The following is a 24748-nucleotide window of genomic DNA, read 5'->3' as shown; positions in this document are numbered from 1 at the left end:
CTTATTGTCCAATAACCACTTTAGGATAACGAATAATTTTGTCTCCTAATTTGTATCCTTTTTCTACACAGTCAATTACTTTTCCTTTTAAATCTTCTGATGGAGCAGGAATCTGAGTAATTGCTTCGTGAATTTCAGCATCAAAAACATCACCAGCTTTTGTTTCTACTACAGACAATCCTTTTAACTCTAAAGTGTTAAATAATTTTTGATAAATTAACAACACTCCTTTTCTTAATTCTTCTGCCTCTTTATCATCTTCAATATGTGTCAGAGCACGTTCAAAATCATCAATAATTGGCAGTAAAGATGTCATTAAATCTTGTCCAGCAGTTTTAAATAATTCTATTCTTTCTCTGGATGTTCTCTTTTTATAGTTTTCAAACTCAGCAAACAAACGTAAAAACTTATCTTTTTCAGCTTGAAGCAACTCTTCTGTTGTAGGTTCTTCTTTTACAACTTCTGCTTCAACTTCTTGATTTTCTTCTACTTGAACAGTTTCTTGTTCGTTTCTTATTTCTTCTTCTTGGGTGTTATCTTTCTTACTCATTATCTTTGTAAACGTTAAAATATCTACTATTAAAAGGCAAAAACGTTGCCAACAAAAAAATAGTGTCAGATTGACACTATTTTTAATTTCTTTATATTTTAACATGTCCCCAATTTTCACCAGATTTAATTCTATGAATTTGCATATCTGAAACTCCAAATCGTTTGGCAATCATAGTGATTCTTGTTCTTTTATTTTTAAGCTGCCTTTTTATGATTTTTACTTTTCCTTCTGTTAGCTTATAACTATTTTTTTTATTCTTTATAGATTCTACAAACACAGGGTTTTTAAACTGATGCAACTCTTTTTCTCTTTTTGTTGCCCATTTTAAATTATCTAGTGTATTATCTGTTTTATCATAATTAAGATGTAAAACAAAAATTTTCTCTTCACTTTCTTTTTCTAGAAAATGTTGAGCAACTAATTTATGTAGATACCTACTAGTAGATTTATTATTTACTACTTGTTTTACATAAATGGTTTCATAGCCATTAATAAAACTTTTTTCTCTTAAAAATTCTTTATCGTCTTTAATATAAAGAACTCTTCCGTAGTTAGAAATCTTAAATTTTTTTACATCAGAAATTTTCTCATCAAATTTAATATCCTTCCACTCTTCTTTCCACAAACTTCTTATCATAATATAAAAGTATTTTTAAATTCATAAAAAACTTTTCTTTATTCAGCAATTCTTTCAATTTTAGCACCAATAGATTTTAAACGGGCTTCTATGTTTTCGTACCCTCTATCTATTTGTTCAATATTATTTATAATACTTGTTCCTTTTGCAGATAATGCAGCAATTAATAATGAAATTCCTGCTCTAATATCTGGCGATGTCATTTTGGTTGCCTTTAAAGAGCTTTCAAAATTCATACCAATTACGGTAGCTCTATGAGGATCACACAAAATTACTTTAGCGCCCATATCGATCAATTTATCAACAAAGAATAAACGGCTTTCAAACATCTTTTGATGTATTAAAACGGTTCCTTTTGCTTGTGTAGCTATTACCAAAACAATACTTAATAAATCTGGCGTAAAACCAGGCCAAGGTGCATCTGCAACGGTTAAAACAGAACCATCTATAAAGTTTTGAATTTCATACGATTCTTGTGCAGGAATGTAAATATCATCTCCTTTTCTCTCTAGTGTAATACCTAATTTTCTAAATACATTAGGTATTTGCCCTAAGTTATCCCAACTAACATCTTTAATTGTTAATTCAGATCTTGTCATTACAGCAACACCAATCCAAGAACCAATTTCAATCATGTCTGGTAAAACAGTGTGCTCACAACCACCTAGCGCTTCTACTCCTTCTATGATTAATAAATTAGACCCAACTCCAGAGATTTTTGCCCCCATAGAATTCAACATTTTACATAACTGTTGAATATAAGGTTCGCAGGCTGCATTGTATATTTTTGTAGTTCCTGTAGCTAAAACAGCTGCCATTAAAATATTAGCGGTTCCTGTTACAGAAGCTTCATCTAACAACATTTCTACACCAAATAACTCTGCTGCTTCTACTCCGTAAAAATGTTCTTCTTTATTATAACGGAATTTTGCTCCTAATCTTATAAAGCCTTCAAAATGGGTATCTAATCGTCTACGACCAATTTTATCTCCTCCAGGTCTAGGAATATATCCTTTACCAAAACGAGCTAAAAGCGGACCAACAATCATAATAGAGCCACGTAAAGAGCTTCCGTCTCTTTTAAAATCTGCAGATTCTAAATATTTTAAATTGATTTCATCCGCTTGAAAAGCGTAAGAATTTCTACTTAATTTTTCTACTTTTACACCTAATTCTCCAAGAATAAAAATTAGTTTGTTAACATCAATAATATCTGGAACGTTATTTACAACAACTCTTTCTGGGGTTAATAAAACCGCGCAGAGTATTTGTAAAACTTCGTTTTTTGCTCCTTGTGGAGTAATGGTTCCGTTTAATTTATGACCGCCTTCAATTTTAAATGATGCCATATACTAATATCTTTTTCTATTTTTATTTTGATTACTGTGTTGTGGTTTCTTGTAAGTACCTTTCGTTGCAGTAGTACCTTGACCTTGTGTACGTGGTTTTCTTAACAAGTTTTTACTTTCAGAAAGTTCTTCTTCTGTATTTCTTAAATCTAATTTACCATCAGATAAATCGAATAAATGCTTAAAAATTACAGCATCATCGACAGTGTCTTTATTCCAATTTAAATAACACTTTTTCATGTGGTTTGCAATGGTAAATACCAAAGCTTCTTTTTTCTCGCCTTCTTCCCAGCTTAAAGCAATATCTATCATTGTTTGAATATTGTTACCATAATAACGATATCTAGACGCAGATTTTGGATACGCTAATCCTTCTGGTTTTTCTTGTAATTCTTCTTTTGATGGTTGCGGATATGGAGATTCTACATCTAATTTAAAATCTGCCATGATATATAGCTGATCCCAAAGTTTGTGTTTAAAATCTGGAACATCACGTAAATGTGGTTGTAAATTCCCCATAACATCTACAATCGCTTTTGCCATTTTATCGCGTTCTTCTTTAGTTTCTAAAGCCAAACAATGGTCTACTAATTTTTGTATATGTCTGCCGTATTCTGGTATTATCATTAACGGTCTTCCTGAATTGTATTCTAAATCGAATGTCATTTTTATATTTTTGAGAAGTGTTCTCGATACATTTTCCTTTATCCTTTTAATCAAAAGAAAACACTAGAACTGAAAAATTATAGTTTGTAGTTATTTAATGTTGCAAAATAACAATTTATTTTTAGTTTCTATGAATGATTTTTAACCAATCACTTTTAATTTGGCAAATTGAAGCAATAATTTCTTCTTACCAACAGTACCAAATTTAATTTCTGCCTTTTTATTTGGGCCATTTCCCTCTAGCGCAATTACTTCTCCTGTTCCAAATCTATTGTGTTCTACAAAATTACCCACAATAATATTACCATCAAATAAATTAGGTTTTGAGGTTGCTTGAGATACCTTTTTTAAATTTTTAGGAATCACCATCTCTTTCTTCTTTACCAAATCTCGCTCCATTTTTTTACGCTGAATTGGTTTTTGAAAACGAATTCCTTTTGGGGCATCATCAAAAATACTTTTATCAACAAAATTATTAATTGCTGGGTTTGTACTTTTTGGTGTAATGTAATTTAGATATTGATCATCTATTTCCTCTAAAAATCTACTTGGTTCTGCATCTACCAATTTCCCCCATCTATAACGGGTTTGCGCATAACTTAAATAGGCCACTTTTTCTGCCCTTGTTATAGCAACGTAAAATAACCTTCGCTCCTCTTCTAGTTCACTTCGAGTATTCATACTCATTGCAGAAGGAAATAAGTTTTCTTCTAAACCAACAATGTATACGTACATATACTCCAATCCTTTAGATTGGTGAATGGTCATTAAAGAAACAGATGGTTTGTCTTCTTCTTTTTTAGCGTCAAAATCTGTAGCCAAAGCAACATCTTCTAAAAAGGTAGTTAAAGAGGTATCGCCACCTTCTTCAATTTTATCAGTAATAAAGTCCTTAATTCCGTTTAAAAGTTCTTGAACGTTTTCTACTTTACTAACTGCTTCTGGCGTTCCGTCTTTTTCTAAATCTTTTATTAATAGCGTCTTTTTTACAACGGTTTCTGCAATTTCAAATGCATTTTTTGTTTGCGATTCTACTTGCAAACTCTGCATCATCGTCATAAAATTACGAAGCTTATTTTTAGTTCCTGCATTAATTTTTAAATCTATTTTATCAATATATTTTATAATATCGAAAATTGATTTTTTATAATGATTTGCAGCTATTATTAATCGATCTATGGTTGTTGCACCAATACCACGAGCAGGATAATTGATAATTCTTTTTAACGCTTCTTCATCATTTGGGTTGATTAAAATACGTAAATAAGATAAAATATCTTTAATTTCTTTTCTTTGATAAAAAGACATTCCTCCGTAAATGGTATACTCAATTCCTTTTTTACGCAAGGCATCTTCAATAGCTCTAGATTGCGAGTTTGTTCTATATAAAACACAAAAATCATCTGGAGTTAATTGATGATTCATTTGGTTTTCCCAAATGGATTGAGCTACAAAACGTCCTTCTTCCCCATCGGAAATGGTACGCATTACATTTATAGCGTCTCCAGGATCATTTGAGGTCCAAACTTCTTTATCTAATTTTGTTTTATTTTTTTCGATTACAGAATTTGCAGCGTTTACAATATTACTTGTAGAACGGTAATTTTGCTCAAGTTTAAAAGTTTTTACATCCGGATAATCTTTCTGAAAATTTAAGATATTCTGAATATTTGCTCCCCTAAAACTATAGATACTCTGAGAATCGTCTCCAACCACACAAATATTACCAAATTTGTCTGCCAAAGCTCTTACAATAATATATTGAGAGTGATTTGTATCTTGATACTCATCTACCATTATATATCTAAAACGGTCTTGGTATTTAGCTAATACTTCTGGAAAACGCGCTAATAACTCATTGGTTCTTAACAACAAGTCATCAAAATCCATTGCCCCAGCTTTAAAACATCTATCTACATAGGTTCTATAAATATTACCAACTTCTGGCCTACTTGCATGTAAGTCTGCTTCTTGTAAATCTGCATTATTAAAATACGCTTTAACCGTAATTAAACTGTTTTTAAAGGAAGAAATTCTACCTAAAATCTGTTTTGGCTTGTATTGTTCCCTATTTAAATTCTTCTCTTTTATAATTGCCGATATTAAACGAACAGAATCTTGAGAATCGTAAATTGTAAAATTGGTTGGAAAACCTAATTTGTCTGCCTCGGTACGTAAAATTCTAGCAAAAACGGAGTGAAAAGTTCCCATCCACAGATTTCTAGACTCACTGTTACCTACAACTCCGGCAATTCTTGCCTTCATTTCTTTAGCTGCCTTGTTGGTAAATGTAAGTGATAAAATGTTGAAAGAATCTACACCTTGCTTCATTAAATGGGCAATTCTGTAGGTTAATACACGTGTTTTACCAGAACCCGCACCCGCAATAATAATCATGGGTCCATCTTTTTGTAAGACAGCTTGTCTCTGTGCTTCGTTTAAAGAATCTAAATATGTGCTCAATAGTTTATTTTGAAAGAATTTGAAAGCGTGAAATTAACCAAACTATTCGTGTATAGAAAAGAAGATGAATACTATTTATTCACAATTTATACATAACAAATTACAACGATATCTGCCCTAGAGCAGATAAATACAATTATCTGCCTATAGACAGATAATTTAAAATATCTGCTTACAGGCAGATAATATTGACTTTTAGTTAAATAAATGATATATTAGCTAAAAATTAAGATTCACAAATGACTAGTATTTTAACAGGCGACATCATCAATTCTAGAAAGAAAGATGACAATTTTTGGTTAGAAACTCTAAAAGAAGCATTGAAGACTTTTGGTGATTCTCCAAAATATTGGCAGATTTACAGAGGAGATAGTTTTCAATTAGAAATAGAAAACTCTGAAAAGGCATTTTATGCAGCTTTAAAGTTAAAATCTCATTTAAAATCGACGGTAGATATAGATGTTAGAATTGGAATTGGAATTGGAGAAAAAGAATTTAATGCTCCAGAGGTTACAGCTTCTAACGGAGAAGCTTTTGTAAATTCTGGCTATGCATTTGACACTTACTTAAAGAAGCAAACTATTGCGATTAAAACACCTTGGCAAGAAGTTGATACAGAGTTAAATATCGCTTTCGATTTAGCCTTATTAACCATGGATTCTTGGACAAAAAACTCTGCAGAAGTATTTAAAATATCCTTAGAATCGGAAAATAGTACGCAAAACGAAATTGCTGCCCTTTTAGGAATTACACAAGGACGTGTTAGTGAACGCCAAAAACGTGCTGGATTTGAACCTATTATGAAACTAGAAAAGCGTTTTAGAAAAATTATCAATCAAAAAATACATTTATAAAATGCTCTTATTTTTAAAACTTTTGTTAACTCATATTTTAGGTGATTTTGTTTTTCAGCCAGAAAAATGGGTAAAAGACAAAGAAGAAAAGAAAGTAAAGTCGATAAAATTATACTTCCATATAGGAATTCATACTATTTTATTATTACTAGTCCTTCAACTTAAATTACAAGAATATTGGCTCGCTTTTCTGTTAGTTATAATATCTCATTATGGTATAGATCTTTTAAAACTCTATCTCCAAAAAAAGAAAACAAAACGAATTTGGTTTTTTATAGATCAAGTTTTGCATCTTAGTGTATTAGTGTTTGCAACTTCTTTTTATGTTGATTTTTCTTTATCAACTGAAAACTTAATAACAGATCAAATCTTATTATTAATTATCTTTTTACTGTTGGTTATTTTTGTTTCCGCAATTATCATTAAAATAATAATTACACAATGGAATCCTGAAAGTAAAAAAGAAAATGATGATTCTCTCGAAAAAGCAGGTCGTTATATTGGTATTCTAGAACGTTTATTTGTATTTACGTTTGTAATTACCAATCATTGGGAAGCAATCGGCTTTCTACTAGCAGCAAAATCTGTTTTTAGATTTGGAGATTTAACATCATCTAAAGACAGAAAATTAACGGAATATATTTTAATTGGTACTTTATTAAGTTTTGGTATTGCTATCTTTTTAGGAGTATTATATTTGTACACTTTAAAATTCATCTAATTTATGGAAGATAAACTAATAGAAAGCATTGCATATATTCTACCCGCTACTGTTACCAGTTTCGTTGCTTATTATATATTTAATAGATTGATAATAAAGCTAAATTCTGATGAAAAAACAGCGTTATTATCTCAAAGAAAAAAAGAAGCTTTACCTATAAAACTACAAGCTTACGAAAGAATGTTGTTGTTTTGTGAGCGTATTAATCCTGTTAAAATGTTGGTGAGAATTAAACCAATTACAGAGGATACGCAAGATTATTTACAATTGTTGATTGCAAATATAGACCAAGAGTTTGAACATAATTTAGTGCAGCAAATGTATATTACAGACGATACTTGGACAGCAGTTGTGGCTACAAAAAATACCATTATTAATAAATTAAGACAAGTTGCAGAAACGGCAGAAACTGCCAATGAACTGCGGGAAAAGGTGATTATCGATTACTCTAAAACATTACCGCCAACGGATACTGCTATTGGTTTTATTAAAAATGAAGTAAAAAAACTGTTATAAAAAAAAGACCATCTAAACAGATGGTCTTTTTCTTCTTTCAGAAATAGCAAATTCCCCTTTTTAAAACTGAAGCCTTACTCCTAATTTAAAGTTTCTACCACGTGTAGAAAACCCTAAAATATCATCGTAATCTTCGTCTAAAATATTTGTAACTCCACCAAATAAAGTTACAGTGTCTTCTAATAATTTATAATTAGCCGCAAAATCTAATACTTGGTAACTTGTTAAAGTAACATCTTCCCCTGCAGTTCCAAAAGAACCATATCTATCAAAAATACTTCTATCACCTACATTTTTATAAGTAATATTGAAGAATGTATTTTTTAAGACATCCAAATCTAAACCTGCTACAAATTTATTTGCAGGAATATAATCGTTAAAATCTTCTGTATTATCTTTATCAACATACGTATAAGAAGCATTAACAGTTAAAAAACTAAGAGGTGTAATATTCGTATTTATTTCAAAACCACTAGCATCTGAAGAACCATTACCGTATTTAAAAGTAGCATTATCATAAATAATTGCATCTTCTTCTTTTCTATTAAAATAAACAGCATCAAACTGAAGCCAATCTTTATAATTTACATCAAAACCAGCTTCAAAAGTTTCATTAGATTCTGGTTTTAAATCTAAATTACCAGAAAAACCATCATACAATTGATACAAACTTGGTGTAATAAATGCTGTACTATAAGAAGTTAATAATTTTAAAGAAGCATTTTCATTTTTTAAAACTGAGTATGCAAGGTTTCCATCATAAACAGCATGATTACCATATACATTATGAATATTTAATCGTCCACCTACATTGGCACTTAAACCAAAATCTGTTATATACACTACACTTGCATAAGGATCTACAGTATTAAAATTTGCAATTCCTTTTTTAATTTCTGCAAAAGGAGTTACCGAATTATTACTATGTATTTGGTAATTTAAACCTGTAATTAATTGAATTTTACCGTCTTTAAAATCATATCTATTTACTAAATCTAAATTTACACTTCTACCAACAAATTCGTAGTTGTCTAAAGTACCCGCAAAAGAATTGAATTGCTCTAAATTTCTTTCTACCACATTTGCAGAAGCTAATAAGTAAACTTCTCCTTTATTATAAGTGTATTTTGGTTTTACACCAACTCTAAACTGCTCTTGATCTCCAGTATTTACATCACTATCAGAAAAAGCCCCTGCATCAAAATCATAATCAAAAACATCATAATTTAAGAAAGTCTCTATAGAAAACTTATCATTTACTGCATAACCTAATTTTAACAACGCATTTTTGCTATAAAAACTATCATTTTCATAAACAGCATTTGTTTTACTTTTTGCAGCAGACATTCCGTCTGTTCCAGTAATACTAAAAGAACCTAAGAAATTAAGTTTCCCTAAAGTACCGTTTAAACTTACGTTTTGGTTGTTATCAGATAATCCGCTTCCTTTAACATTTGCAGTATTATTTGTACCAATACTTGTTTCAAAAGAACCAGAAATATTATCTTCTGATGCTTTCTTTAAAACAACATTAATAACTGCAGTAGCTGCTCCAGAACCGTATAATGTAGATGATGCTCCTTTTAAAATTTCAATAGACTCTATTTGACTAACGGCTAATAAACGTAAATCGAATTGTTGATTAATTGCAGATTGATCTGTAACTGGCACACCATCAATTAAAACTAAAACTTGCCTATTTCTTCCTCCTCTAATATTAATACTTCTTGGTTCTGATGCATTAGAATTTACACCTCTAACATCAATACCAACAACATTATTTAGGATTTCAATAACATTTTTACCAGCATTTTGTTGCAATTCTTTTTGAGTAATTTTCTGAATTACCTTACCAGTATTCTCTTTTTTTAGATTAAATTTTGTAGCTGTAACAACAACTTCGTCTAAAGCCTCTACTTTTTCTTTTTGCTGTGCAAAAAGATTTGTGCTAGCAAAACTACATGCCAAAACACCAACAATTAATAATTGTTTTTTCATTTTTAATGATTTAATTTAAGTCTTCTTCTTTTACAAGAAAACAATAATGATTACTCCTTGTTAAACAAGGAATCTAAATAAATCAGGTAAATTTGTGTACAAAATAGAATTAGTACATAAACCTTTATCCCGAAAGTTTTAATTGTTAAAATGTATCAAATCTAGGCAGGTATCCTGGCTTGCGTCTTGTAATTTGTCTTCCCATTTTTATACTGAATATATTTTCAATAATTAAACAGTGACTTAAAGATAATTACAAGCTTAATAACTTACAGTTGCGGGAACAGCTTCGGTGTTAAACCGAATTCCCTTTTAATTTGTTCTCAAAAAAACAAAACCTAAATTCTTCACAAATGTAGATTATTTCTAATTACTAGAATCTAATAATTAATAAATTTTCAGCTTAATTCATTCCAAAATTCTAAGTATTCTCAGAAAATCAATTTAAGAAAATATTCTATTTATATAACGTCCACATTTCTTAAATCTTTATAAAATAACTGCTTTAAAAATTCTCGATAACTTTAGGTATAAATCATAAAAGAAAAGCAATTTAAATACTATTTAAGATATTCTTTCCTTTTTAAAAAAATGTTTACAACCTTTGTCTTTATATATTTTTAAATTATGATTCATTATATTTCTGGCGGAGAACGATCTGGTAAAAGTAGTTACGCCCAAAAAATAGCTGAAGAAATTTCTAAAAACCCCTTTTATTTGGCAACTTCTAGAATTTGGGATGAAGGTTTTAAAACAAGAGTAGAAAGGCACATTTCTGATAGAGACAAACGCTGGACAACCATTGAGGAAGAAAAAAATATTAGTGCTGTTATTGTTGATAAATCTACTGTAGTGGTAGACTGCGTAACATTATGGTTAACAAACTTTTATGTTGACACTAAATATGATGTAGAAGAATCTTTAAAATTAGCCAAACAAGAAATAGAAAAACTAGTAGAAATTGATGCTACTATTATCATTATTTCTAATGAAATTGGTATGGGATTACATGCAACTACAGAATCTGGAAGAAAATTTACAGAACTACAAGGCTGGATGAATCAATTTATTGCAAAAAAAGCAGATAAAGCAACTTTTATGGTTTCTGGATTGCCCTTAAAATTAAAATAAAACATGATTTCAAAAATTACACCTCTTTCTAAAGAAATAATAAATACTCTTCAAAAAAAGATAGATTTTAAAACAAAACCTATCGGAGCTTTAGGTATGTTAGAAGATATTGCTATTAAAATTGGTAGCATACAAAACACATTAACACCTAAAATTACAACACCAACAATTGTTGTTTTTGCTGCAGATCATGGAATTACAAAAACAAAAAAGGTAAGTCCATATCCGCAAGAAGTAACGCAACAAATGGTGCTAAATTTCTTAAACGGAGGTGCTGCAATTAATGTTTTTTGTAAACAAAACAATATCAATTTAAAAATTGTTGATGCTGGTGTAAATGCAGATTTCACCCCAAATAATCAATTAATATCTACTAAAATAGCAAAAGGAACCAAAGATTTTTCTACTGAAAAAGCGATGACAATTACAGAATGTAATACTGCGCTAGAAAAAGGAAAAGAAATTGTAAACACTCTATTTAAAGAGAACTGTAATACCATTGGTTTTGGAGAAATGGGGATTGGAAACACTTCTTCCGCAGCACTTTTAATGAGTTATTTTACAGCCGTTAACATTGAGAATTGTGTGGGGAAAGGAACAGGTTTAAATGATCAAGGTCTTCAACAAAAAAAGATTGTTTTAAGACAAGTATACGATAAACATTCATTAACAATACATTCACCAATAGATGCACTTACTGCTTTTGGTGGCTTCGAAATTGTAATGATTACGGGTGCCATTTTAGAAGCAGCGGCTTTAAAAATGACAATTCTAATTGACGGATTTATTGTTACAGCTGCCTTGTTAGCTGCTTTTGCTATTGATAAAAATGTACTTGATTACTGTCTTTTTACACATTCTTCCGGAGAACAAGGGCATCAAAAAATATTAAATCACTTAAATGTAAAACCTATTTTAAATTTAGGTTTACGTTTAGGAGAAGGAACAGGAGCTGCGGTTGCACTGCCTATTATTCAATCTTCGGTGCTATTTTTAAACGAAATGGCTACTTTTGAAAGCGCCAATATCAGCGAAGCTTAAAGCTATGAAAAAAGAAATTCATTATTTTTTAACAGCCATATTATTCTTTACAAGAATACCTTGCCCAAAATGGGTCGGGCATTCCTCTGAAATGCTAAATAAAAGTAACCGATACTTTTCTTTAGTAGGTATTTTAGTAGGATCTATTGCTGCTTTGGTTTACTACTTGGCAACGTTTATTTTTACTCCGGAAATTTCTATAATTTTAAGTATGATTTCTTCTATTTTGACAACTGGAGCTTTTCATGAAGATGGTTTTGCCGATTCTTGCGATGGTTTTGGAGGTGGCTGGACCAAAGAAAAAATCTTACTAATCATGAAAGATTCCAGATTAGGAACTTTTGGAGTTATAGGATTATTTTCAATTCTTTTATTAAAATTTGCAGCAATACAAGCGCTTAGTTCATCTGCTATAAACATTCCTTTACTTATTATTTCTGGTCATGCCATTAGTCGTTTTATTGCTACTATCCTACTCTACACGCATCCGTATGTAAGAGATATTGAAACTTCTAAAATAAAGCCGACAACAACACAAATGAGTACAAAATCTTTAGTGATTTCTTTCTTTTTTGGAATTTTACCTCTTTTCTTTTTTCAAAACTACAGAGTATTTCTATGTCTTATACCTTTATTAATAACGTATTGGTATGTAGCTCGTTTTTTTAAGAAATGGATTGGTGGACAAACAGGAGATTGTGCGGGTGCTTTGCAACAAGTTGCAGAAGTTATTTTTTATCTTTTTATACTCGTTTTATGGAGATTATATTAATTAGACATACAACTCCCAAAATAGCAAAAGGAATTTGCTACGGACAAGCGGATCTTGATGTTACTGATACTTTTTTAGAGGAAATTAAACCTATTTTAAAGAAAGTTTCTACTTATGATGCTGAAACTGTTTATTATAGTAGTCCGCTTAAAAGGTGTAAAAAACTTGCAGAAAAACTTTCGGATACTGTTCTTTTTGATGATCGTCTAAAAGAATTAGATTTTGGAGATTGGGAACTACAAAACTGGAACGATATCAATAAAACTGAATTAGATATTTGGATGAATGACTTTGTAAGGGTTGCTGTAACAAATGGCGAATCATATTTAGATTTACATGCTAGAACTACAAATTTTCTTTTAGAAATAAGCAAGCAAAAACACAAAAAGGTTGTTATTATAACGCATGCAGGTGTTATGAGAAGTTTGCATTCTTTTATCAATAAAATCCCTTTAGAAAAATCTTTTGATTTAAAATTACAATACGCACAAGTTTTAGAAATAAATTATTAAAATGAAACATCTTTTAGCTTTCTTAATTATAAGTAGTCTCTTCTTTTCTTGTCAAAAAAAAGCAAATCAAGCAACAGTAAAAACAACGCTAAAAAGCACCATAAAGTATGCAAAAGGTTTTGACATAATTACAATAGGTAATCAGAAAAAATTGGTAATAAAAAAACCGTATCAAAACTCTAAAGAAGAATTTACCTACCTACTTGGCGATAAAACGGATTTAAGTAAAAATGAATTAAAAATCCCTATTAAAAACATCGTGGTTACAAGTACTACCCATATATCAATGTTAGAACAAATTGGTGCAGAAAAGTATTTAACAGGGTTTCCACAAACAAAATTTATTTCATCAGAAAAAACTAGAAAACGTATTGCTGATGGTAAGGTTGTTGAGTTAGGTAGTGAACGATCTATGAACACAGAAAAACTACTAGAATTAGCACCAAATCTCGTCATTGGTTTTGGCTTAAATGGTAATAATAAAACATATAAAACGATTATGAGAAACGGAATTCCTGTTATTTATAATGGAGATTGGTTAGAAGATACTCCTTTAGGTCGCGCAGAATGGATTAAGTTTTTTGGTGTTTTATTCAACAAAGAAAAAGAAGCAGACAGTATTTTTAACGTTATTGAGTCTAATTATTTAGCTGTGAAAAAAATAGCTTTAAAATCAAAAACTATTCCCACTATTATTTCTGGAAATTTATTTAAAGATACCTGGTATATGCCAGCTGGTAAAAGTTTTATTGCTACTTATTTTAAAGATGCCAACACAAATTATATATGGAAAAACACACAAGGAAATGGTAGCTTACCTTTAAGTATAGAAAGTGTTTTAGACAAGGGAAAAGATGCCGATTTTTGGATTGGTTGTGGTTTATTTGAAAGCAGAGAAGAAATGTTAAGATCTAATCAATCTTACAATTCTTTTAATACTTTTAAGAATAAAAACGTATATACCTATGCCACTAATAAAGGAATAACGGGCGGACTTATTTACTTTGAAAAAGCTCCTGTAAGACCAGATTTACTTTTAAAAGACATAATAAAAATTACGCACCCAAATTTGTTGCCAAATTATAGCTTAACTTTCTTCGCAAAAATGAATTAAATTAAGTTTCTATAAAAATAATAATTTTAATGAAAAAATTACGTCCAAAATCTAACATAGATGAGCTTTGTTATCCTTTTATATATGAAGATTCTTCTCTTTGCGATTATGAAATAGAAACAGATCAACTAACTCGTTCAGTAGCTTGGGCTATTAACGAACTCTCTGTTTTAATCTTAAATTACCCTAATAGCGAAGAACTAAAAAAACTAGAAAAAGAATTAAACTGGTTAGTACCTCTTTGCTACCATCTTAATGGTTCGATAAGAGGGAAATTAGCTATTACAGAAAATGATCATCAACAATTATTAGATCATTATAGAAAGATGAAGTTAATAGTTGAAGATACTATTTCTGGTTTTGTTTTACCTGGAGGAAAATCTCCTGTAGGTATTTTGAATCAGTGTTCTTCACTTTCAAAGAAGGCCGTTAGATTAATGGTAATTATACACAATAATGAAAACAAAGAAGTTGCCGATATTTTACCAAAATTCGCAAATTTACTTTGTAACTATTTTTTTACCGCCACAATTCTAATCAATAAAGTAACTGGTTTTAAAGAAACTCCTTTTGTTAGTAAGAGTTATTAATTTATAGTAAAATTACATTTCATTTTTATTCGAATCAAACTCATTTCCATCGATAATCTAATAAAACCATTTTCAAATTTAATACCTTTATCACTTAACAATTTTGATAGAGATGAGAATAGAAAATGAATTAAAATTAGGTTTTAAAGATGTTATGATTCGTCCTAAAAGATCTACACTAAAATCGCGTTCGCAAGTAAGTTTAGAAAGAACATTTACTTTTTTACATAGTGATGTTGTTTGGACAGGAATACCAATTATGGCGGCAAATATGGATACCGTAGGTACTTTTGAAATGGCAAAATCACTTGCAAAACATGGTCTTTTTACAGCAATTCATAAACATTATTCTATTGAAGATTGGAGAAGTTTTGCCGCAAAAGCGGATAAAAAAACATTAAATAATATTGCAGTTAGTACAGGAACTGGAAAAGAAGATTCGGAAAAAGTGAAGCAAATTTTATCTGAATTTCCTCAAATTAACTTTATTTGTGTGGATGTTGCCAACGGTTATTCTGAACATTTTGTAAATTTTGTTCAAAAAATGCGTAAAAATCACCCAAATAAAGTAATCATTGCTGGTAATGTGGTAACAGGTGAAATGGTAGAAGAATTATTATTAGCTGGCGCTGATATAATTAAAGTTGGTATTGGTCCTGGTTCTGTTTGTACAACGCGTGTAAAAACCGGAGTTGGTTATCCACAATTATCTGCTATCATAGAATGTGCAGATGCTGCTCACGGAATGGGCGGACAAATTATTTCTGATGGAGGTTGTAAAATTCCTGGAGATCTTTCTAAAGCTTTTGGTGGTAGTGCAGATTTTGTAATGTTAGGTGGTATGCTTGCTGGTCATGAAGAAAGTGGTGGTGAATTGATTGAAAAAAATGGAGAAAAATTCAAAGCTTTTTACGGAATGAGTTCTACAACTGCTATGAATAAACATGTTGGTGGCGTTGCAAACTATAGAGCTTCTGAAGGAAAAACGGTTGACGTTCCTTATAGAGGAAATGTAGATGATACCATTATAGATATTTTAGGCGGAATTAGATCTACATGTACCTATGTTGGTGCAAGCAGATTAAAAGAATTGACGAAAAGAACTACTTTTATTAGAGTCCAAGAACAGGAAAATCAAGTATATTCTTAATGAAAAATTTAAATTTTATTCTTGTTTTATTCTTTTTAACGTTAACGATTTCTTGTAAAAAAGAAATCGTTAACGTTCATAAAAACTCACAATCCGAAAGTAGTATTAAATATGCGAAAGGGTTTGATATTATTGATAATCATGGTATTAAAAAGTTGATTATAAAATCTGCTTATCAAAAATCTAAAGAAGTTTCTGAATATATTATTAAAAACAAATCCGGAAATAGTTCCTCTATAGAAAACACCATCTATACTCCTATTCAAAAGATTGTAATAACATCTACAACTCATATTCCCATGGTTGAGTTATTAAACGAAGAAACTTCCATTATTGGTTTTCCGTATGCTAAATATGTTTCATCAGAAAAAACTAGAAAATTAATAGATAACGGAAAAATAAAAGAAATAGGAAAAGAAACCTCTTTAAATACAGAAATATTATTGGACCTGCAACCCGAGTTAGTTGTTGGCTATAGTGTTTCTTCTGCAGATAAAAGTTTGACAACCGTTAAAAGAGCTGGTATAAATGTAATTTACAATGGAGATTGGTTAGAAGAAACTCCGTTAGGAAGAGCGGAATGGATTAAATTCTTTGGTATTCTTTTTAATAAAGAAAAACAAGCTGATAGTATTTTTAAAGTAATTGAAAGTAATTATTTAGAGGCTAAAAAAATAGCTTTAAAATCAACCAACAAGCCCACCATTTTGTCTGGAGCAATCATGAGTAAAGATATTTGGAATTTACCTGCAGGAGAAAGTTTTGTTGCACAATTTATAAAGGATGCAAACCTTAATTACTTGTGGCAAGACACAAAAGGAAAAGGAAGCTTGTCTCTAAGTTTTGAAAGTATTTTTGATAAAGGCCAAAATGCCGATTATTGGATTTCTCCTGGATATTTTTCTACCAAAGAACAATTATTACAAAGCAATAAAATTTATGCAGAATTTGATGCTTTTAAAAATGATAAAATTTACACTTCAACAATTAAGAAAGGTAAGACTGGTGGTATCATTTATTTTGAATTAGCACCTACAAGACCAGATTTAGTTTTGAAAGATTTTATAAAAATTACAAATCCAGATTTGTTACCAAATTATAAAATGACATTTTTTGAAAAAATGAAATAAAAAAAAAAGCCTTCAGTAAGATACTGAAGGCCTTTTGTTATTGAAAAATTTTGGGGGAAATTTCTACTTCAAAAATACTATAAATAGTAAGTTATTCTTGTTATTTTACGGGTAGTATTGGGGTAGTATTAAGGTAGTCTTTAGGTGGTTCTTCTAAAAACCCTAGTGTTTTATGACTTTTTTAATGGTTAATGCTTCTTTTCTATTTTTGATATCTAATTTTAAGTAAATATTTTTTACATGAAATTTAACGGTATTTACAGAGATATTTACTTCGCTTGCTATTTCTTTATTAGACTTACTAGATACTATTAAGTTAAAAATTTCTCTCTCCCTTAAACTCAAGTTGTCTAAATCTACTTTTAATAGTTCTTCTTGAGTTGTAAGATGTTTTATTTCTTTAGAGAACTTTATAATTTCATTTTTCATAAAGAAATTATATCTTCTTAAATCTTTTTCTCTAAACAAAACAGCAAATGATAAAACTATAATTTGTAAAAAGCCCCCCATTTTTAAATTGGTTGCATTTGTTTCAAATAACGAAACACCAAAATTCTTTAAAACAAAAAAGTCTAATCCGCTAAATAATGAAATTGCAAAAGAAAAAACAAAGAGCTTCGTATAGTTGTTTTTATTAAAAAGTAAAATACCTAAAAACCAATAGATAAATAAAAGTAGCAATGTTAAAACGCTTAGAATTATATAGAATTCATTTATTCTAAAAATAATAAATAAGATAACAAATAAAACAATGATTAGAAACAAACCAAAAGTATACTTCTTAGCCCCTTGAAAATACTTATCTAACAAAACAAAACTATTTCCAAATTTTAATGATGTATAGCTTAATAAAATATAATCTAGTAAAATTAAGAATTCTATTATTTTTTGGTCAACATTAAAAACATTTAATAAACCATCAAAAATTACAAAACTAAAAGAAATACTAATTAGCAAAAAAGCATGATATAAAAATGCAACATTTTTAAAAAAACAGTAGTAATTAATACTAAAAATAATTACCAAAAAAGTTACTCCATAGTAAAACCCATTAATACTAAGTTGCACTTTTTCTGTAAAAGTAGCCTCCTCAATTGTACTCAATTCTACAGGGAAATAAGAACTAAAATTAGAACTCGCTTTTATGTATACCGGATCTTTTCTAGAGAATTTAAAAGAAATATATCTTTGATTACTTAATTTAGAAATCTCTTTATTCTTTTGGTATGCATGTACATTTATTGCTCTTATATTATTTATTCTAAAGATATAGTCTATATCCGTTTCATTTTCAAGTACCTTAAACCAAAAAGTAGCTTTAGAATGTCTTTCTAAAACTTGTTTATGTAAAGGTTTAAAATCTACTGTGTCAATATCTTTATAACTAAAACTACTATTAGTATCTTTAAAATAATAAACATCAGATTGAGAAAAAGTATTAAACCCAACTATAAAAAGAAAGATTAAGAGTAGTTTAATTTTCATTAATGGTTTTTTTTAAAAATAGAATGTCTTATATAAATAGATATATAAGAAATTAAAAAACAAAAATAGAAGAAAAACTACGACTACATTTTAAATAAATATTATTTTTTTTCAAATTAATGTAAATTTTCTTTTTCTAATTAGCTCTTAAAAATAGCTTAAATTTTTAAAACTTCTTTTCTACTTTTAATATTTAATTTTCCATAAATGTTTTTGACATGAAACTTAACGGTATTCACAGAGATATTTACTTCAGCTGCTATTTCTTTATTAGACTTACTAGATACAATTAAATTAAAAATTTCTCTTTCTCTAAAACTTAAAACATCTAAATTTATCTTTATAGATTCTTCTTGTACTGTAAGTTGTTCTATTTCTTTAGAAAACTTTATAATATCTTTTTTCATTAAAGAATTATATTTCCTTAAATCCTTTTCCCTATATAACACAGCAAAAGAGAGGATTATAATTTGTATAAAACCACCAATTTTTAAATTAGTAGCATTGGTTTCAAATAAAGAAATTCCGAAATTTTTTAAAATAAAAAAATCAATTCCGCTAAACAATATAATTACATAAGAAAATGTAAATAATTTAGTATGTGTATTTTCCTTAAAAAGTAACACACCTAAAAACCAATAGATAAATAAAAGTATAGCTGTTAAAACACCTAAGGTTATATATAATTCGTTTTTTTTAAAAATTAAAAATAATATTACAAATAAAATAATACCTACTCCTATTGTATAAGTATACTTTTTTACTTTAGGATAATAGATATCTAATAACAGAAAACTATTTGCAAACTTTGATGCAAAGTAAGCTAGAACAGTGAAATTTAATAAAATTAAAAACTGAATATATTTTTCATCAACATTAAATAAATGCAAAATACCATCAGATAATATAAAACTAAAAGTTAGACTGGCTAATAAAATAGCATGGTATAAAAATGAATTGTCTCTAAAAAAATAGAAATAATTAAGACTAAACAGAATTACTAAAAAAGCAACTCCATAATAAAAACCATCAATAAGTAATTGTACTTTTTCTTTAAAAGCAGCGTCTTCTTCTGTATTTAATTCAACAGGAAAATAGGCACTAAAATTAGAACTTACTTTTATATATATTGGCGCTTCTCTAGAAAATTTAAAAGAGGAATACCTTTGATTCTTTAATTTTTTAATTTCTCTTAAATTTTGATACGCCTTTGCATTCGTAGCTCTTATACTTATAATTCTAAAAATATAACTTAAATATGTTTTATTAGCTGGTATCTTAAACCAAAAAGTAGCTCCAGATTTTTCTTCTAAAATATCCTTTTCTAAAGGTTTAAATTCTACTTTGTCAATATCTTTATAACTAAAACTACTACTAGCATCTTTAAAATAATAAACGTCAGATTGAGAAAAAGTAGATACTACAAAAAAAAGAAATATTAGTAGTACCTTAAATTTCATATATACTTTCCTATTATTATTATTATTATTGCTGTTGCTGCTCTTGTTGTTGTTTTATTTTTTTCTTTTGATATTGAATTTCAGGTATTTTTTTTTCTTTTTTATCTATATCGTTATTCTTTAATGTAGAATTATCTTCCATAAAATATTAAAATTAAAACAACTTTGTCTGATTTTCATCATCTATTTTTTTCTGCTCTGCTTTTTTTCTTGCTATCGATTTTTGCAATGCAATTTTTGCTTTTTCTTCTGCAGAAAGTTCTTCTAAAATAGGTTTTTTAGTTTCCGGTATCGGAATATCAATAGGCAATTCATCTTCAATAACTTCTTCATCAGCATCATCTATATCTTCAGATACTTCTTCTTCTGGTTCATTAAAAGGTAAGGGTTCTAATAACCTAACTTGTTTTATTTTTTCGGTTGTTAACTGGTTTCCTTGTGCTTTAATTCCTTTAACAGAAATAAATTCTTCAAAATTGACTTCTTCATTTTCTAAACTTCTTTTAGAAAATTGAACTTCAGCAATTGGTCTATAATCTGTTGCAACAATTTCTAATTGACTTTTTACATGATCAGAAATAAATTCTTCTTCTTTTTCAGTTGTTTCAATTAAGAAACGTTTTACGTAATAACGCTCTTTTTCACCATCAAAATAAATAGCAGAAATTGGCTTGTTAGGCTTCCATTTTTCTAAGACAATCATATCATCTTCAAAATGCATCGCTAAATTTGGTTTTACCGCTTTTGCTTTTCCACTTTGTGTAATAATTAATAACTTATCCTCTGCTCTAAATTCTCCCAACAACTCTCCTCTTTCATCAACATTTAAACGCTGCACAGTATCATCAAACCAAATTTTACGAGGTTTTAATGTAGAAACACCTTCAGATTTAAAATCTACAGATTTAATGGCGTATTTTGTTATTCTATTTCCTCTTACAGCTCTACCTTTTACCGTTAAATCTGCAAAATCTATATCCCATTTTAACTTTTTAACACTACCAGCTGCACGTAAATTAACCGTTACAACTTCTGCTTCTCCATTTAAGTTTGCAGTAAAATAATGCACAATAGATCCTTTATTTCCGTTTGTTAAATCGTACTCTTTATCTCTAGTAACAGACGTAACATTAAAACGCTTCATGTAAGACGCACCTCTAGCACCGTCTCTGTACATAAAATTATAAACGGTTCTTCTGTCTTTCTTTTTAAAGATAGCAACATAAATAATATCTTTACCTACAAAGGTCTTAGTATCTACTTTAGACACCATCATCCCTCCATCTTTTCTAAAGATAATAACATCATCAATATCAGAACAATCAGTTATAAACTCATCTCTTTTTAGAGAAGTTCCTATAAACCCTTCTTCTCTATTTACATAGAGTTTTGCATTATTCATTGCCACTTTAGAAGCCACAATATCATCAAAAATTCTAATTTCTGTTTTACGTTCTTTGTCTTTTCCGTACGTCTCTTTTAGACGTTTAAAATAATTTATTGCAAACTCAATTAAATTTGCTAAATGATCTTTTACTACAGCAATTTTCTCTTCTAAACCTTCTATAAATTGTCTTGCTTTGTCAATATCAAACTTAGATATTTTCTTAATTCTAATTTCTGTTAAACGTGTAATATCGTCTACAGTAATCGCACGTTTTAAATGTTTAATATGTGGTTGTAAACCTTTGTCTATCGCCTCAATTACGCCATCCCAAGTTTCTTCTTCCTCTATATCTCGGTAAATTCTGTTCTCAATAAAAATACGTTCTAAAGAAGAAAAATGCCATTGCTCTTCCAGTTCGTTTAACTGAATTTCTAATTCTTTTTTAAGCAAATCAACCGTTAAATCTGTAGAATGCTTTAACATTTCTGATACACCTACAAAAACAGGTGTATTATTTTCTATAGTACATGCTAAAGGCGATATTGATGTTTCGCAACTTGTAAAAGCATACAACGCATCAATCGATTTATCTGGCGATACATTTGGTGGTAAATGCACCAAAATTTCTACTTCTGCTGCTGTATTATCTTCAATCTTTTTTATTTTAATTTTCCCTTTATCGTTGGCTTTTAAAATACTATCAATTAAAGTGGTGGTGGTCGTAGAAAACGGAATTTCATTAATCACCAACGTCTTTTTATCAAGCTGATGAATTTTAGCACGAACTCTTACCTTCCCTCCACGTTTACCATCATTATAATGAGTGAAATCTGCAATTCCTCCTGTTAAAAAATCAGGAACAATCTTAAAACTTCTCCCTTTTAAGTACTTTATAGAAGCGTCTATTAATTCAATAAAGTTATGTGGTAATATTTTAGTAGACAAACCAACCGCAATTCCCTCTGCTCCTTGCGCTAACAATAACGGAAACTTTACAGGCAAATCTATTGGCTCTTTTCTACGTCCGTCATAAGACATTTTCCAAGCGGTAGTTTTCGGATTAAAAACAACATCCAACGCAAATTTAGACAAACGTGCCTCAATATAACGAGAAGCCGCAGCTCTATCTCCCGTTAAAATATTACCCCAGTTTCCTTGCATATCAATCAGTAATTCTTTCTGACCAATTTGCACCATGGCATCTGCAATAGAAGCATCTCCATGTGGATGATATTGCATGGTGTGACCAACAATATTTGCTACCTTATTGTAACGTCCATCATCTAAATCTTTCATAGAATGCATAATTCTACGCTGCACTGGTTTTAACCCGTCTTCTAACGACGGAACCGCTCTTTCTAAAATCACATAACTAGCATAATCTAAAAACCACTCCTTGTACATCCCTGTAACTTTGGTTATGGTTTCTACCGCTTCTGCCGGATTTTCTAGAGAATCAGATTGATTTTCTGGAATCGTTAATTCTTCTTCGTGTTCGTTCTCGTTAATTTCTTCACTCATTTAAAAAAACGTTTATTCGTTTAAGAGTTTACTTATTTTTTTTTTTGGCGTTTTAACAGGCTTTGCGCTGTATCTTTTTGCAAAAAAAGCAAAAAGGATGTCGCTTCAATCCCTAACGCAGCGTACTTGCCAACTATATTTTTTAATCTTAATCTTTTTTATAACCGATTTTATTTGTCTCTGGCCTATTTTATTTCTTCTCCACCAATTCATCTAAACTAATTAACATGGCAACTCGTTGTTCTGTAAAAAACATTGAAACATAACGCAAACTCATCGTTTTAGAATTGGCGGTCTCAAATTGAGACCTTCAATTTTTATTTTCTAAACCATTACAAAAATATAATTTTCAGACCTCACAGGTTTTAAAAACCTGTGAGGTCTTGATACAAATTATTGGTTTACATTTATTTCCTTTTTATTTTATTAACCTTAAAATAACAAATTGTAATCTTAAAACTTTCAAACTCATTATTAATCATTTTAAACATACAGACTTTTAATCCCTCTAAAAGGAAATCTAACTTGTTTACTTTTAAAACCTTGAAGTTTCAAATTGACTCCTCAAGTTGTTTTATTATTTTAATTCTCCCAATCAATATCTAAATTTTGAACTTCAATATTTCCATATTCGTATTTATAACCTCCATCAGAATCCTTGTAACCTATCTTTATAGTTACAAAACTTAATTTTTCTACTGTTGGAAGAATTTTAATAAAATTAATTGAAGCCTTAACAGGAATATTTGTTGGTACTTTATTACACATGTAAGAAGCAAATTTTGAAGAAACTTTTGAACCAACCGAAACAATATCTGAGTTATATTCATTTCCTTCTAAATCGTAAGCTTTAGCATCTTTTATACTTTTATTAAAACAAATATCTTGATGTACCTTTTTATGTTTAATTAAAAATTCAATTCTTACTTGTTGTGTATTCTTATCTCCTTTACAACTCAATAATTTTAAATCATAATCATTTGAAAAAGACTTTATCTTTATTTCATCTAAAACTTTATTTTCTACAATTTCTTTTGCAATAAAAGCTTTATTCTTCGAAATCATTTCTCCTGTTAAAATAGCACTTTGCAATGGTACGGCTAATCTCATTTGAGAGTTTGGAACTTTAATAATAGCAAAAGTATAATAATTATTTTCAGATTTAACACGTTTAAAATATCTAATTTTTCCTTTAAAGCCATTAAATTCTTTTGACACTGGAATAATATATTCCCCTTTTATTATCATATTATTGTCTTTGTCTTCAAACACATCATATGAAGGAACTACATCTAGAGCAAGAGCATCATCTATATTATCTAATACACTTTTATGTTTATAAGCAAATATATTTCTAAATGTTTCTCCATTTAAAGCATTACCTAATTGAATAACATCCTTAATTTTATAACTATTTTTATCTGGTCCTGTTTGAGTTTCTTTTGTTCTTTCTCCTGGGAATTGAGAAAAAGTTATTGATGTAATTAATAAGCAAAATAAAGTAATTTTAATCTTCATAATTGTTTCTTTTTTAAATTTTCTTTAACATAATAATTTTAATACCAAAAAACAGTATTATTTTAATTGAACGTATCCAATTGCATCCACTATATTTTTTTAGGTTTACATTCTTCAGAGGGTTAAAAAAAATTACTATTTAGAAAACTTTTTAGATTCAAATTCCTTTTTAACGCTTCT

At 29.1% G+C, this 24748-nt stretch carries 21 protein-coding genes and 1 riboswitch; of the genes, 11 read left to right on the top strand and 10 right to left on the bottom strand.

Annotated features, from left to right (window positions below; translation table 11 throughout):
* Nucleotide 1: 1 nt before the first annotated feature.
* The 5 genes from GQS58_RS08715 to GQS58_RS08695 all read right to left on the bottom strand — a co-directional run bounded on the left by GQS58_RS08715 (nt 2) and on the right by GQS58_RS08695 (nt 5668).
* Nucleotides 2-550 carry a nucleotide exchange factor GrpE gene (locus GQS58_RS08715; RefSeq protein WP_166384918.1) on the bottom strand — a complete coding sequence of 183 codons (549 nt, stop codon included), beginning with the start codon at nt 548-550 and terminating at the stop codon, nt 2-4.
* Between the two features lie 91 nt (nt 551-641).
* Nucleotides 642-1190 (bottom strand): HNH endonuclease, encoded by a 549-nt coding sequence (locus tag GQS58_RS08710; RefSeq protein ID WP_166384916.1) that lies wholly within the window; start codon nt 1188-1190, stop codon nt 642-644.
* A 38-nt stretch (nt 1191-1228) separates the two neighbouring features.
* The gene (gene murA / locus GQS58_RS08705) at nt 1229-2539 is read right to left on the bottom strand and encodes a UDP-N-acetylglucosamine 1-carboxyvinyltransferase (RefSeq protein WP_166384914.1); all 1311 of its coding nucleotides are present in this window, start codon (nt 2537-2539) and stop codon (nt 1229-1231) included.
* 3 nt (nt 2540-2542) lie between these two features.
* Complete coding sequence (locus GQS58_RS08700) at nt 2543-3205, bottom strand: DUF4290 domain-containing protein (protein ID WP_166384912.1); 663 nt, start codon at nt 3203-3205, stop codon at nt 2543-2545.
* A gap of 141 nt (nt 3206-3346) precedes the next feature.
* The gene (locus tag GQS58_RS08695; RefSeq protein WP_166384910.1) at nt 3347-5668 is read right to left on the bottom strand and encodes an ATP-dependent helicase; all 2322 of its coding nucleotides are present in this window, start codon (nt 5666-5668) and stop codon (nt 3347-3349) included.
* Nucleotides 5669-5907: 239 nt separating this feature from the next.
* Here GQS58_RS08695 and GQS58_RS08690 point away from each other — a divergent pair, with 239 nt between their 5' ends.
* The 3 genes from GQS58_RS08690 to GQS58_RS08680 are packed head-to-tail and all read left to right on the top strand — an operon-like array spanning nt 5908 to nt 7759.
* A complete protein-coding gene (locus GQS58_RS08690) occupies nt 5908-6522 on the top strand; it encodes a SatD family protein (RefSeq protein ID WP_166384908.1) in 615 nt (204 codons plus the stop codon).
* Between the two features lies 1 nt (nt 6523).
* Nucleotides 6524-7243, top strand: coding sequence for a DUF3307 domain-containing protein (locus GQS58_RS08685; RefSeq protein ID WP_166384906.1), 720 nt, complete (start codon nt 6524-6526; stop codon nt 7241-7243).
* 3 nt (nt 7244-7246) lie between these two features.
* Complete coding sequence (locus GQS58_RS08680) at nt 7247-7759, top strand: hypothetical protein (protein WP_166384904.1); 513 nt, start codon at nt 7247-7249, stop codon at nt 7757-7759.
* A 60-nt stretch (nt 7760-7819) separates the two neighbouring features.
* Here the strand turns inward: GQS58_RS08680 and GQS58_RS08675 are convergent, their stop codons facing one another.
* Nucleotides 7820-9757 carry a TonB-dependent receptor plug domain-containing protein gene (locus GQS58_RS08675; protein ID WP_166384902.1) on the bottom strand — a complete coding sequence of 646 codons (1938 nt, stop codon included), beginning with the start codon at nt 9755-9757 and terminating at the stop codon, nt 7820-7822.
* Nucleotides 9758-9903: 146 nt separating this feature from the next.
* Nucleotides 9904-10114, bottom strand: a riboswitch (cobalamin riboswitch).
* A 270-nt stretch (nt 10115-10384) separates the two neighbouring features.
* Between GQS58_RS08675 and GQS58_RS08670 the strand changes: the two genes are divergently transcribed.
* From GQS58_RS08670 to GQS58_RS08635, 8 genes are all read left to right on the top strand, one after another.
* Entirely contained in the window at nt 10385-10888 is a 504-nt protein-coding gene (locus tag GQS58_RS08670) for a bifunctional adenosylcobinamide kinase/adenosylcobinamide-phosphate guanylyltransferase (RefSeq protein WP_166384900.1), read from the top strand.
* Nucleotides 10889-10891: 3 nt separating this feature from the next.
* A complete protein-coding gene (gene cobT, locus GQS58_RS08665) occupies nt 10892-11929 on the top strand; it encodes a nicotinate-nucleotide--dimethylbenzimidazole phosphoribosyltransferase (protein WP_166384898.1) in 1038 nt (345 codons plus the stop codon).
* A 4-nt stretch (nt 11930-11933) separates the two neighbouring features.
* Nucleotides 11934-12701, top strand: coding sequence for an adenosylcobinamide-GDP ribazoletransferase (locus GQS58_RS08660; protein WP_166384896.1), 768 nt, complete (start codon nt 11934-11936; stop codon nt 12699-12701).
* A complete protein-coding gene (gene cobC, locus GQS58_RS08655; RefSeq protein ID WP_166384894.1) occupies nt 12686-13213 on the top strand; it encodes an alpha-ribazole phosphatase in 528 nt (175 codons plus the stop codon). Before GQS58_RS08660 ends, cobC begins: the two co-directional genes overlap by 16 nt.
* A gap of 1 nt (nt 13214) precedes the next feature.
* Nucleotides 13215-14327 (top strand): ABC transporter substrate-binding protein, encoded by a 1113-nt coding sequence (locus GQS58_RS08650; RefSeq protein ID WP_166384892.1) that lies wholly within the window; start codon nt 13215-13217, stop codon nt 14325-14327.
* Nucleotides 14328-14356: 29 nt separating this feature from the next.
* Entirely contained in the window at nt 14357-14917 is a 561-nt protein-coding gene (locus GQS58_RS08645; protein WP_166384890.1) for a cobalamin adenosyltransferase, read from the top strand.
* 112 nt (nt 14918-15029) lie between these two features.
* Nucleotides 15030-16067, top strand: a complete 1038-nt coding sequence (locus GQS58_RS08640) for a GMP reductase (RefSeq protein ID WP_166384888.1) — start codon at nt 15030-15032, stop codon at nt 16065-16067.
* On the top strand, nt 16067-17197 hold the full coding sequence (locus GQS58_RS08635; protein ID WP_166384886.1) for an ABC transporter substrate-binding protein: 1131 nt from the start codon (nt 16067-16069) through the stop codon (nt 17195-17197). Before GQS58_RS08640 ends, GQS58_RS08635 begins: the two co-directional genes overlap by 1 nt.
* Nucleotides 17198-17359: 162 nt before the next feature.
* Here GQS58_RS08635 and GQS58_RS08630 read toward each other — a convergent pair whose 3' ends face one another.
* From GQS58_RS08630 to GQS58_RS08615, 4 genes are all read right to left on the bottom strand, one after another.
* Nucleotides 17360-18682, bottom strand: coding sequence for a LuxR C-terminal-related transcriptional regulator (locus GQS58_RS08630; RefSeq protein ID WP_166384884.1), 1323 nt, complete (start codon nt 18680-18682; stop codon nt 17360-17362).
* A 158-nt stretch (nt 18683-18840) separates the two neighbouring features.
* Entirely contained in the window at nt 18841-20142 is a 1302-nt protein-coding gene (locus GQS58_RS08625) for a LuxR C-terminal-related transcriptional regulator (protein ID WP_166384882.1), read from the bottom strand.
* A gap of 154 nt (nt 20143-20296) precedes the next feature.
* Nucleotides 20297-23050: a DNA gyrase/topoisomerase IV subunit A gene (locus GQS58_RS08620; RefSeq protein ID WP_166384880.1), complete on the bottom strand. Its 2754-nt coding sequence runs from the start codon at nt 23048-23050 to the stop codon at nt 20297-20299.
* A 582-nt stretch (nt 23051-23632) separates the two neighbouring features.
* Nucleotides 23633-24568 (bottom strand): hypothetical protein, encoded by a 936-nt coding sequence (locus tag GQS58_RS08615; protein ID WP_166384878.1) that lies wholly within the window; start codon nt 24566-24568, stop codon nt 23633-23635.
* Nucleotides 24569-24748: the final 180 nt, after the last annotated feature.

The sequence above is a fragment of the Polaribacter sp. 11A2H genome, from assembly GCF_011379025.1.
In the GTDB taxonomy this organism is placed as follows: Bacteria; Bacteroidota; Bacteroidia; order Flavobacteriales; family Flavobacteriaceae; genus Polaribacter.
This window is presented reverse-complemented; position numbering and strand designations above follow the sequence as displayed.

Excerpts from the sequence above, each read along its gene's own strand:
- GQS58_RS08715 (WP_166384918.1), bottom strand. The coding sequence starts at position 550 with ATGAGTAAGAAAGATAACACCCAAGAAGAAGAAATAAGAAACGAACAA.
- GQS58_RS08710 (WP_166384916.1), bottom strand. The coding sequence starts at position 1,190 with ATGATAAGAAGTTTGTGGAAAGAAGAGTGGAAGGATATTAAATTTGAT.
- murA (WP_166384914.1), bottom strand. The coding sequence starts at position 2,539 with ATGGCATCATTTAAAATTGAAGGCGGTCATAAATTAAACGGAACCATT.
- GQS58_RS08700 (WP_166384912.1), bottom strand. The coding sequence starts at position 3,205 with ATGACATTCGATTTAGAATACAATTCAGGAAGACCGTTAATGATAATA.
- GQS58_RS08690 (WP_166384908.1), top strand. The coding sequence starts at position 5,908 with ATGACTAGTATTTTAACAGGCGACATCATCAATTCTAGAAAGAAAGAT.
- GQS58_RS08685 (WP_166384906.1), top strand. The coding sequence starts at position 6,524 with ATGCTCTTATTTTTAAAACTTTTGTTAACTCATATTTTAGGTGATTTT.
- GQS58_RS08680 (WP_166384904.1), top strand. The coding sequence starts at position 7,247 with ATGGAAGATAAACTAATAGAAAGCATTGCATATATTCTACCCGCTACT.
- GQS58_RS08675 (WP_166384902.1), bottom strand. The coding sequence starts at position 9,757 with ATGAAAAAACAATTATTAATTGTTGGTGTTTTGGCATGTAGTTTTGCT.
- GQS58_RS08670 (WP_166384900.1), top strand. The coding sequence starts at position 10,385 with ATGATTCATTATATTTCTGGCGGAGAACGATCTGGTAAAAGTAGTTAC.
- cobT (WP_166384898.1), top strand. The coding sequence starts at position 10,892 with ATGATTTCAAAAATTACACCTCTTTCTAAAGAAATAATAAATACTCTT.
- GQS58_RS08660 (WP_166384896.1), top strand. The coding sequence starts at position 11,934 with ATGAAAAAAGAAATTCATTATTTTTTAACAGCCATATTATTCTTTACA.
- cobC (WP_166384894.1), top strand. The coding sequence starts at position 12,686 with ATGGAGATTATATTAATTAGACATACAACTCCCAAAATAGCAAAAGGA.
- GQS58_RS08650 (WP_166384892.1), top strand. The coding sequence starts at position 13,215 with ATGAAACATCTTTTAGCTTTCTTAATTATAAGTAGTCTCTTCTTTTCT.
- GQS58_RS08645 (WP_166384890.1), top strand. The coding sequence starts at position 14,357 with ATGAAAAAATTACGTCCAAAATCTAACATAGATGAGCTTTGTTATCCT.
- GQS58_RS08640 (WP_166384888.1), top strand. The coding sequence starts at position 15,030 with ATGAGAATAGAAAATGAATTAAAATTAGGTTTTAAAGATGTTATGATT.
- GQS58_RS08635 (WP_166384886.1), top strand. The coding sequence starts at position 16,067 with ATGAAAAATTTAAATTTTATTCTTGTTTTATTCTTTTTAACGTTAACG.
- GQS58_RS08630 (WP_166384884.1), bottom strand. The coding sequence starts at position 18,682 with ATGAAAATTAAACTACTCTTAATCTTTCTTTTTATAGTTGGGTTTAAT.
- GQS58_RS08625 (WP_166384882.1), bottom strand. The coding sequence starts at position 20,142 with ATGAAATTTAAGGTACTACTAATATTTCTTTTTTTTGTAGTATCTACT.
- GQS58_RS08620 (WP_166384880.1), bottom strand. The coding sequence starts at position 23,050 with ATGAGTGAAGAAATTAACGAGAACGAACACGAAGAAGAATTAACGATT.
- GQS58_RS08615 (WP_166384878.1), bottom strand. The coding sequence starts at position 24,568 with ATGAAGATTAAAATTACTTTATTTTGCTTATTAATTACATCAATAACT.